3 protein-coding genes are annotated in these 10,377 nt (G+C 70.5%); all 3 read right to left on the bottom strand.

What is annotated here, in order from left to right; translation table 11 throughout:
- Positions 1 to 114: 114 nt before the first annotated feature.
- Genes AC6F7H_RS02795 through AC6F7H_RS02785 form a run of 3 tightly spaced genes read right to left on the bottom strand, consistent with a single transcriptional unit; the run spans position 115 to position 10,256 of the window.
- A complete protein-coding gene (locus AC6F7H_RS02795) occupies positions 115 to 321 on the bottom strand; it encodes an MbtH family protein (protein ID WP_500754964.1) in 207 nt (68 codons plus the stop codon).
- A gap of 27 nt (positions 322 to 348) precedes the next feature.
- Positions 349 to 2,037, bottom strand: coding sequence for an NAD(P)/FAD-dependent oxidoreductase (locus AC6F7H_RS02790; RefSeq protein ID WP_500754963.1), 1,689 nt, complete (start codon positions 2,035 to 2,037; stop codon positions 349 to 351).
- Complete coding sequence (locus AC6F7H_RS02785) at positions 2,034 to 10,256, bottom strand: SDR family NAD(P)-dependent oxidoreductase (RefSeq protein ID WP_500754962.1); 8,223 nt, start codon at positions 10,254 to 10,256, stop codon at positions 2,034 to 2,036. Before AC6F7H_RS02785 ends, AC6F7H_RS02790 begins: the two co-directional genes overlap by 4 nt.
- Between the last annotated feature and the right edge of the window lie 121 nt (positions 10,257 to 10,377).

Genomic DNA, 10,377 nt, shown 5'->3' with positions numbered 1-10,377 from the left:
GCGGGGCGGCGGGACCGTCGTACCGAGGAACCAACACACGAGGCGGGGCGGGAGCGGACGTGGTGTCCGCTCCCGCCCCGCCTCGTGCGCGCTCCGCCCGCTGCGGACGGCTGCTCAGTGTGGTGCGGCGGTACGCAGCGACAGCGGCCTCATGTCCGTCCAGTTCACCTCGACCCAGGCCAGGCAGTCCGTACGGGAACCGGCGACCCCGGTGTCCCGCCAGCCCGTCGGGCTCTGCTCATCGGCGAACCAGATCGAGTACTGCTCCTCGTCGTTCACCACGACCTTGTAGCGCGCGCCGGACTCGTCGTCATCCGTCATGCTTCACTCCCTCCTCGTTGTCATGCGTCAGGACTGTTGCGATGTCGGGCGCTTGTGCCCGAGAGCGCCCCGGTACAGCTCTTCCAGAGGCTGGTGGCCGTCCCAGTCAGGGTCGAACGCGGCCTTGAACCGGGTCTCGTCCCAAGCGGCTCCGGAGATCTCGATCAGCCGGCGGACCAGGGTGCGGCAGAAGATCTCGTAGGTCCGTTCGTCCGCCGGGAGTTCCAGCGCCCAGTCGCGCTTCCGGTGGACCTTGGCCATCAGGACCTCGTCCTGGTCGAACGAGCGAGAGTCCAGGAACATCCCGTCGTTGCAGCTGTAGAACATCCCCCAGCGGTCGAGCAGGCCTGTGAACTCCTCGGTCAGCCGGTCGGCGGACTTGAGCAGGCGGGACAGTTTGCCGCCCATCACTTGGTCGTCGCACTGGCAGTCGGTGCCGTGCGTCCGGGCGAAGTGCAGCAGGATCCGGTGGTCCTCGAACGCGTCCGGCACAATGCGGTTGTAGTAGACCCGGTTGCGCAGGGCCAACCAGGCGCTCCAGGTGTCGAAAGAGCCCTTGGCGAGGTAGTGCCCGGGGCTGTTGAGCAGCTTCTCGTAGCGGCTGCGCATCCGGATGCCGAAGTGGTGGACCAAGCCGGGCAACTGGTGTTCCCGGCCAGTGCGTTCGGCCTTGATGAAATCGCCGATGAGCTTGTTGTTCTCGGTGAACAGCCAGGACGCGGTGGCGAACATCGGGTCCAGCACGGTCCCCGCGTTGCCGGTCAGGAACCAGCGCTCCTCCGAAACCTGCTGCCGGGCGAAGCGGGCGAACCGGGCCCGGGAACCGTAGGAGAGCGGGCGCGGCGAGGGGCCGAGGATCTCGCCCAGCGCCCGGTGCTCGCGCAGGAAGGCGAGCAGCTCCTCGGGCGAGCCGAGCTCCGGCCGTACGTGGCGGCGGTCGAAGACGACCCCGATGCTGTAGGTCGTCTCGGAGACCGGGAACAGCCAGATCCAGTACCCGCGGTACATGAAGTACGTCATCGACGAGGCACGCCCCCAGTGCGGGACCCGCTGCCGCCACGCCTTGTCACCCAGGTCGTCGAGGGACGCGCAGCCCTCGAAGCGGCCCCAGGCGGCGGCGATGGGATTGCGGTCGTCTTCGGCCACCAGGCCGAGCATCCGGGTCAGCGGTGACGCCTCGCCCGCGGCGTCGACCAGCCATCTGCAGGTGATGACGCCGGCGGAGGTGCGCACCCGGTGGCCGCGCTCGGCATCGAGAAAGATCGCCTCGGCCGGCGACTCGTCTGGGCCGCAGTTCAGCACCGTCGTACCGAGAAGGACCCGGACCCCGTTGCGGCGGTTCATCTCGCACAGTGCCTGCTCGACCGCTGGCCGGTCGATCAGGTAGGTGGGGATGGGATGCGGGCTGAGGCCGCCGATCTCAGACATCCGGTCGATCGGCAGGTCCCGCTCGCGCGAGTCGAAGAAGAAGCGGGTCCCCGAGCAGACGTGGTGGTGCTTGCGCAGGTAGGGGCCGATCCGCAGGACGCGGTTGGCGTAGTTCGAGAACTCCTCGCCCGAGGCCTCGTCCAGGCCGGGTGGGAACTCGGTGACCCGGTCCACCACGACGATGTCCAAGTCGGGCTGTTCCAGGCTCAACTGGCGCGCCAGCGAGCCCCCGGCCAGCCCGGCGCCGATGATCAGCACGTCACACTGGATGTCCGTCTCGTTGCTCATCGGGCGCCGCCCTTTCGGAGTTCCGCGGCGACGATCCGCGCGCTGGTCTCGGCGTTCGCGGACCCGAACATGGCGAGGTAGTCACCGGGCAGGGTGTGCGTGGTCAGTCCGCCGAGGGCCAGTTGCGCCCAGGCGCTGTCCGGCCGGGCCGGGTCGATCCCTTCCCTTCGCCGCTCGGCGAGGAAGAACAGGACACGACCGGAGTAGGGGGCCGGCCGGTAAGCGTACAGCGCCTCCAGATTGGCCTGGTACACCGCGAGGACCTGCCGGGCGGACTCCTCGACCGCCTGGCTCGGCGCCACGCCCCTGTCCGCCAGGCGCTCGGCCAGCAGCTGGTCCGCCTCCGCGGGGGGCAGCTCCGCATGCCGGTTCAGCGGCATCTGCCCGGGGCCGGGGGTGTCGAACAGGGCCAGCAGCTCCACGTTCTCACCGGCGGCGCGCAGACGCTGGGCGACCTCCAGTGCGACCAGGCCGCCGAAGGCCGCTCCGCCGAGCGCATAGGGGCCCACCGGTTGGGCGGCGCGCAACTCCGGGAGGTAGCGGTCGGCGAGCTCTTCGACCGTCCGCCGCGGCACTGCCCCGTCGTGCAGCCCGGCCGCCCGGAAGGCGTGCACCGGCTGCTCGGCCGGCAGCAGGCGGGCGAACTCGCGGTAGACGTACACGCTGCCGCCCACCGGGTGGAACAGGAACAGCGGCTGGTGGCCCGGCGCCCCCTCCCGCAGCGTGATCAGCGACGCCGACCCCTGCTGTGACTGCAGGAGGTGGTCGATGTGGGTGGCCAGGTGGGTGGCGGTGGGTGCTTCGAGGAGTGTGTGGTGGGGGAGTTCGATGTCGAAGGTGGTGTTGGCCTTGGCGATGAGGTGGAGGGCCATGAGGGAGTCGCCGCCGAGGTCGAAGAAGTCGTCGTCGGGTGCGATGGGGGTGGTTGCGAGGGTTTCTTCGAGGAGGGTGATGACGGTGGTGAGGGTGTTGGTGGGGGTGGTGCGGACGATCTGGGGGCGGTCGTGGTCGGGGGCCGGGGTGGGGGCCTGCTGTGACTGCAGGAGGTGGTCGATGTGGGTGGCCAGGTGGGTGGCGGTGGGTGCTTCGAGGAGTGTGTGGTGGGGGAGTTCGATGTCGAAGGTGGTGTTGGCCTTGGCGATGAGGTGGAGGGCCATGAGGGAGTCGCCGCCGAGGTCGAAGAAGTCGTCGTCGGGTGCGATGGGGGTGGTTGCGAGGGTTTCTTCGAGGAGGGTGATGACGGTGGTGAGGGTGTTGGTGGGGGTGGTGCGGACGATCTGGGGGCGGTCGTACTCGCGTTCCGGGGCCGCGGGCCCGCGGAGCGCAGGCTCGAAGCTTGGCGTCGGGCGAGGGCTGGCCGCCGGTGCGGCGGCGGTGGCGACGGTGCTGCCAACGGCAGCGCTCTCCCAGCTGCCCGGCGCGTCGATCCAGTAGCGCTTGGTGGCGAACGCGTACGTGGGCAGCGGCACCCTGCGCGGCTTGCGGTGCTCGTGCAGCGCGGACCACCGGACGGGTGCGCCGTTGACCCACAGCCGCGCCAGCGCCTCCCGAATGGCCACCGCGTCGTGACGCACTGGGTTCGTCGAGGACACCACGATCCGGTCGATGGGCTGTTCCCCCAGCACCGCCGCCGCGCCCGGAGCGATCTCCAGCAGCATGGTTTCCGGCTCGTCCCGCAGCAGACCGGTGGAGTCAGGGCCCACGTCCGCTCGACAGTGCTCCACCCAGTACGACGCGCTCGTGGCCTGCTCGGCGGTGATCCAGTCGCCCGTCCTGCTGGACGCGAATCGCAGCCGCGGAGCCTTCAGACGCATCGTCGGCACCACGTCCGCCAGCTCTTCGTGCCGTGACTCGGCCCGCAGACACACGAGGCGGAGGGCGTCTTCGAGGGTCCAGACCTCGGCGAGGGTGGCCGCGACGAGTTCGCCGAGGCTGTGGCCGATGAGGGCGTGGGGCTGGATGCCCCAGGCGCGCCACTGCTGGGCCATGGCGTACTGGAGGGCGAAAAGGATGGGCTGCTGGTGTCGGGTGTCGGTGAGGTGGTTGTTCGTGGCGTCGGGCGTGTAGAGGGCGGTGAGGGGGTTGTGGCCGGTGTGTTGTTCGATGGTCCGGGTGCAGGTGTCGAGGGTGGTGCGGAAGACGGGGTGGGTGTCGTAGAGGCCGCGGGCCATGGTCGGGTAGGGGTTGCCCTGTCCGGTGAAGAGGAAGGCGGTCCGGGGGTTGGGGTGGGCTTGACCGGTGATCGCGGGCCGGGTGGCTTCGGTGGTGGTGCGGGCGAGGACGGCGGCGCGGTAGGGGTGGTGGTGGCGGCCGGTCTGGAGGGTGTGGGCGATGTCGGGCAGGGGGTGATGGGTGGTGCTGAGGTGGGTGGTGAGGCGGTGTTGTTGGGTGGTGAGGGAGGCGGGGGTGCGGGCGGAGGTGGTGAGGATCTGCCAGTCGTGTTGGCCGGTCTCGGTGTTGCTGGGTTCGGGGGTTTCCGCGGGTGTGGGTGCTTGTTCGATGATGATGTGGGCGTTGGTGCCGCCCATGCCGAAGGAGCTGATGCCGGCGCGTCGGGGGGTGGGGCCGGTCCAGGGCTGGGTGTAGCTGTTGATCCGGAAGGGGGTGTTGTGGAGGTCGGCCCGGGGGTTGGGTTTCTGGTAGTGGAGGGTGGCGGGGATGGTGGCGTGCTGGACGGTCAGGACGGCTTTGATGAAGCCGGCGATGCCCGCGGCGGTGTCGAGGTGTCCGATGTTGGATTTGACGGAGCCGAGGGTGCAGTAGCCGGTGTCCTGGGTGGTGGTGCGGAAGGCTTCGGTGAGGGCGGCGATCTCGATGGGGTCGCCGAGCGTGGTGGCGGTGCCGTGTGCCTCGACGTAGCCGATGGTGCGGGCGTCGGTCCCGGCGAGTTGTTGTGCCTCGTAGATGACGTCGGCCTGGCCGCGGACGCTGGGGGCGGTGAAGCCGACTTTGTCGGCGCCGTCGTTGTTGACGGCCGAGCCGCGGATGACGGCGCGGATGGTGTCGCCGTCGTGCAGGGCGTCGCTGAGGCGCTTGAGGACGACGATGCCCACGCCGCTGGCGAAGACCGTGCCGTTGGCGTCGGCGTCGAACGGACGGCAGTGCCCGTCCGGGGAGAAGATGTTCCCCTCCTGGTAGAGGTAGCCACCGCGCTCCGGCACGCGGACCTTCGCGCCGCCCGCGATCGCCGCGTCGCACTCGCCCGCCGCGAGGCTCCGGCAGGCATGAGCGATCGCGACGAGTGAGCTGGAGCACGCGGTGCTGACGCTCACACTCGGGCCGCGCAGGTTGAGGCGGTACGAGATCTGCGTCGCCGCGAAGTCCTTGTCGTTGCCCAGCCCGACGAAGAGGGGATCGAGGTCCGAGGTACCGCGTTGCGGGACCAGGTTGTTGAGCAGGTAGCTGCTCAACGCGGCGCCGACGTAGACGGCGACCGACCCGGGGTAGTTCCGCGGATCGTAGCCCGCGTCCTCCAACGCCTCGTACGAGCACATCAACAGCAGGCGCTGCTGCGGGTCCATGACCTCCGCCTCGCGCGCCGAGAAACCGAAGAAGCCCGGGTCGAACTGGTCGACGCCGTTCGGGGCGCCGGCCACCGCGACGTACCGGCCGCGAGGGCTGATTGCCGACCCGGCCGGCTCCGAGGTGGGGACGAGCGACTCGACGCCGTTGACGAGGTTCTGCCAGAACTCCTCGACGTTGTCCGCGCCCGGGAAGCGAGCCGCCATGCCGATCACGGCGATCGCCGCGTCGTCCGCCGGCTCGGGCTGTGCAGTCCGCCGGGCCGCGGGCGCCTGCGCCGCCGGGTCCGAGGACAGCCGGTCGACCAGATGCGCGACGGTCGGGTACTTGAAGAGGTCGGACACCGGGAGCGTGGCCTGCAGCCGCTCCTTGATCTGCCGGCCCGCCTCGATCACGAGCAGCGAGTCACCGCCCAGATCGAAGAAGTTCGCGTCGACATCGATCTCCGAACGCCCGAAGAGGACCCGCCAGATCTCGAGCAGCGTCTCCTCCACCTCGGCCCGGGACCGCTCGACCGGCGTACCGGCGTGGTGGCCCGCGGGTTCCAGGCGGCGGGCGCCGCGGGCGGCGAGCCGATCGGGCAGCGTGTCGGTCGACACCACGACACGCCGCTGCCCTCCGCTGACGGCCTGTTCGAAGACCGCCAGGGCGGCGGCGGCCGGGATCCCGGACCACTCCTGATCCGCGTGGGCGGCGACGACGGCCGCGGGCAGGCGCTCGGGCGCCGCCATGCCGACGCCGCGCCAGGTGTCCCAGGCGATGGTCACGGCACCTTCCGGCGCCTCGGGTGAGCATGCCCAGCTGTCCAAGAAGGCGTTCGCGGCGCAGTAGTCGACCTGGCCGACGTTGCCCAGCAGCGCACTGACTGAGGAGAAGACGGCGAAGAACGAGAGCCGGTGCTCCCGCAGCGCGGAGGCGAGGGCGAGCGTGCCGTCCAGCTTGGGCGCCAGCACCTGCCGCATGGCTTCGGACCGCTGGAACTGCGCCAGCGCGCCCCCGGCCAGGCCTGCGGCGTGGACCACGCCCTCGACCGGCCCGAAACGCGCCTCGGCACGGCCCAGGGCCTGCGCGAGCGCCTCCCGGTCCGTCACGTCGAAGCACTCGACGTGCACCTCGGCGCCGACAGACTCCAGCCGGCGGATCAGAGCCAGCCTGCGGCGGATCTCCGCCTCGGTGCTCGGGTCGCCCTCCAGCTCCGCCCACTGCTCGCGCGGCGGCAGCGGGGTACGCCCGGTGAGCACCAGACGTGCCTGGTAGTTGCGGGCCAGCCAGCCGGCGATCTCGGTGCCGATGCCGCCGAAGCCTCCGGTGACCAGGTAGACCCCGCCCTGCCGGAAACGGCTTTGCGCCCAGCCGGAGTCGGCCGGCAGCTGCTCGACGCGCTCGACGTGGCGGACCGCGCCGCGGTAGGCGACGAGGCTGTCCGGCAGCCCGGCGCACACCTCGGCGAGGACCGACGCGAAGGCCGCCTCGAAGCCGTCCTCCGCAGCCTCGAAGTCGATCACGGACGCGGTGAGCGCCGGGTACTCCAGCGGCAAGGTCCGCACCGGACCGAGGACCAGCGCCTGCGCCGGGGGAGCCGTCGGCTGCTGCCCTGGCACCGGGGCCAGACCGCGGGTGACGACGGCGAGCCGGGTGGCGTCACCGCCACGGCGCGGGCCCACGGCGCGGGCCAGCAGCACCAAGCCGTCGAGCGACCGGGCCTGGGCCTGCTCCAGGCTCGCGCCTGCCTCGACGTTCCACAGGTACAGCACGTTCCAGGTGCGGGGTCCGCCCTGCTCCTGGAGCGTGTCCACCAGCTGCTCGTAGTCCCCGGCTGCCTCGGGCCGGATGCGGAAGGCGTCCTCGGCCGTGCGCTCGTAGGCGGTGCCCGCGGTCACCGTGACCACCTGCTCGCCCGACGCGCGCAGCCGTGCCGTCCAGCGGTCAGTGCCCGGGGCGGCGTCGGTGAGGACCAGCCAGCGCGCCGTGCCCGGCTCGGTGGCGGCGGGGACGGCGGTCTTCCGGAGGACCGGCCGGAACAGTCGTGTCCCGTCCTGAACCGACGGCCGCTGGGCGGCCCGCTCGATCCAGTAGCGCTTGCGGTCGAACGCGTAGGCGGGCAGCGGCACCTTCCGCGGCTTGCGGTGTTCGTGCAGCGCCGACCAGCGGACGGGTGCGCCGTTGACCCAGAGCCGGGCAAGCGACTCCCGGGCCACCTGGACGTCGTCGCGGTCCTCGCGGGCGTGCCGCATCGAGGGAACCAGGATCCGCTCGCGGCCCTCCGGGTGGTCCGCCACCATCATCCGGACCGCGGCACCGGGCCCGACCTCCAGCAGCATGGCGTCGGGCTCGTCGCGCAGGAGGGTGGACAGGCCGGCGGAGAACCGCACGGTAGCGCGGATGTGCTGGGCCCAGTAGGAAGCGCTGGTGGCCTGCTCCAGCGTGATCCAGTCGCCCGTCACGTTCGACACGAACCGGGTGCGCGGCGCCCTGAGTTCAAGCCGGGCGACCTCCCGCTCGAACTCCGCAAGCATCGGTTCAATCATCGGGGAGTGGAAGGCATGGGAGGTGGCCAGCCGTCGGTGCCGCACGCCGCGCTCGGTCAGCGCGGCGGCCGCGCGGGCGATCGCCTCGTGGGTTCCGGAGAGCACCGTCTGCCGTGGGCTGTTGACCGCTGCGAGGACGCAGTCGTCGGTCACGAACGCCAGCACCTCGGCCTCGCCCAGGGACACCGCCAGCATCGCGCCCGGGGCCTGCTGCTGCATCAGCCTGCCTCGCAGACACACGAGGCGGAGGGCGTCTTCGAGGGTCCAGACCTCGGCGAGGGTGGCCGCGACGAGTTCGCCGAGGCTGTGGCCGATGAGGGCGTGGGGCTGGATGCCCCAGGCGCGCCACTGCTGGGCCATGGCGTACTGGAGGGCGAAAAGGATGGGCTGCTGGTGTCGGGTGTCGGTGAGGTGGTTGTTCGTGGCGTCGGGCGTGTAGAGGGCGGTGAGGGGGTTGTGGCCGGTGTGTTGTTCGATGGTCCGGGTGCAGGTGTCGAGGGTGGTGCGGAAGACGGGGTGGGTGTCGTAGAGGCCGCGGGCCATGGTCGGGTAGGGGTTGCCCTGTCCGGTGAAGAGGAAGGCGGTCCGGGGGTTGGGGTGGGCTTGACCGGTGATCGCGGGCCGGGTGGCTTCGGTGGTGGTGCGGGCGAGGACGGCGGCGCGGTAGGGGTGGTGGTGGCGGCCGGTCTGGAGGGTGTGGGCGATGTCGGGCAGGGGGTGATGGGTGGTGCTGAGGTGGGTGGTGAGGCGGTGTTGTTGGGTGGTGAGGGAGGCGGGGGTGCGGGCGGAGGTGGTGAGGATCTGCCAGTCGTGTTGGCCGGTCTCGGTGTTGCTGGGTTCGGGGGTTTCCGCGGGTGTGGGTGCTTGTTCGATGATGATGTGGGCGTTGGTGCCGCCCATGCCGAAGGAGCTGATGCCGGCGCGTCGGGGGGTGGGGCCGGTCCAGGGCTGGGTGTAGCTGTTGATCCGGAAGGGGGTGTTGTGGAGGTCGGCCCGGGGGTTGGGTTTCTGGTAGTGGAGGGTGGCGGGGATGGTGGCGTGCTGGACGGTCAGGACGGCTTTGATGAAGCCGGCGATGCCCGCGGCGGTGTCGAGGTGTCCGATGTTGGATTTGACGGAGCCGAGGGTGCAGTAGCCGGTGTCCTGGGTGGTGGTGCGGAAGGCTTCGGTGAGGGCGGCGATCTCGATGGGGTCGCCGAGCGTGGTGGCGGTGCCGTGTGCCTCGACGTAGCCGATGGTGCGGGCGTCGGTCCCGGCGAGTTGTTGTGCCTCGTAGATGACGTCGGCCTGGCCGCGGACGCTGGGGGCGGTGAAGCCGACTTTGTCGGCGCCGTCGTTGTTGACGGCCGAGCCGCGGATGACGGCGCGGATGGTGTCGCCGTCGTGCAGGGCGTCGCTGAGGCGCTTGAGGACGACGATGCCCACGCCGCTGGCGAAGACCGTGCCGTTGGCGTCGGCGTCGAACGGACGGCAGTGCCCGTCCGGGGAGAAGATGTTCCCCTCCTGGTAGAGGTAGCCACCGCGTTGCAGCACGTTGATCGAGGCGCCGCCCGCGAGTGCCGCGTCGCACTCGAACTCAGCCAGGCTCTTGCACGCCTGGTGGACTGTCACCAATGAGCTGGAACAGGCCGTGCTGACCGTCATGCTCGGCCCGGTGAGGTCGAGCCGGTGCGAGACCTGGGTGGCCGCGTAGTCCTTGTCGTTGAAGAGCGAGATCTGGCGGGCGAAGGAGGCCATCAGCTCGGCCCGCGGCAGCAGATGATGGAGGAAGTAGCCGCTGCGGCCCACGCCCAGGAAGACGCCGGTCGTCTCCTCGGTCACGGTGGGGTCGTGGCCCGCGTCGTTCAGGGCCTCCACGGCTGCTTCGAGGAGGAAGCGCTGTTGCGGGTCCATCAGCTCGGCCTCACGCGCGGTGAGGCCGAAGTGGTCCGCGTCGAATTCCTCGATCCCGTCGAGAAGCCCACCCGCGCGCACGAGGTCCGGCCGATCGAGGATGCCCGGGTCGTCATGCGCGGACATCAGGTCGTCGTCGCCGAGGCGTGTTATCGACTCCTTTTCCTCGACCAGGTTCCGCCAGAATTCATCGGCATTCACGGCTCCGGGCACGCGAAGGGCCAATCCGACGACCGCAATCGGGTCCACGCTCAAAATCGGCTCCTCTTCGGGCATGAAGGTACTTTTTTCCCGACACCGTATCCAGCGCCGATGAATCTGCCATGAATCACAACTGCGGATCACTGAAGCTGCGCTACCGCCGAGTGAACCCGGCGGTGGACTCGGAACCGCCACC

Source organism: Streptomyces sp. MMS24-W38, from assembly GCF_059889265.1.
This window is presented reverse-complemented; position numbering and strand designations above follow the sequence as displayed.

Coding starts and splice junctions, on each gene's coding strand:
- AC6F7H_RS02795 (WP_500754964.1), bottom strand. CDS start 321: ATGACGGATGACGACGAGTCCGGCGCGCGCTACAAGGTCGTGGTGAAC.
- AC6F7H_RS02790 (WP_500754963.1), bottom strand. CDS start 2,037: ATGAGCAACGAGACGGACATCCAGTGTGACGTGCTGATCATCGGCGCC.
- AC6F7H_RS02785 (WP_500754962.1), bottom strand. CDS start 10,256: ATGCCCGAAGAGGAGCCGATTTTGAGCGTGGACCCGATTGCGGTCGTC.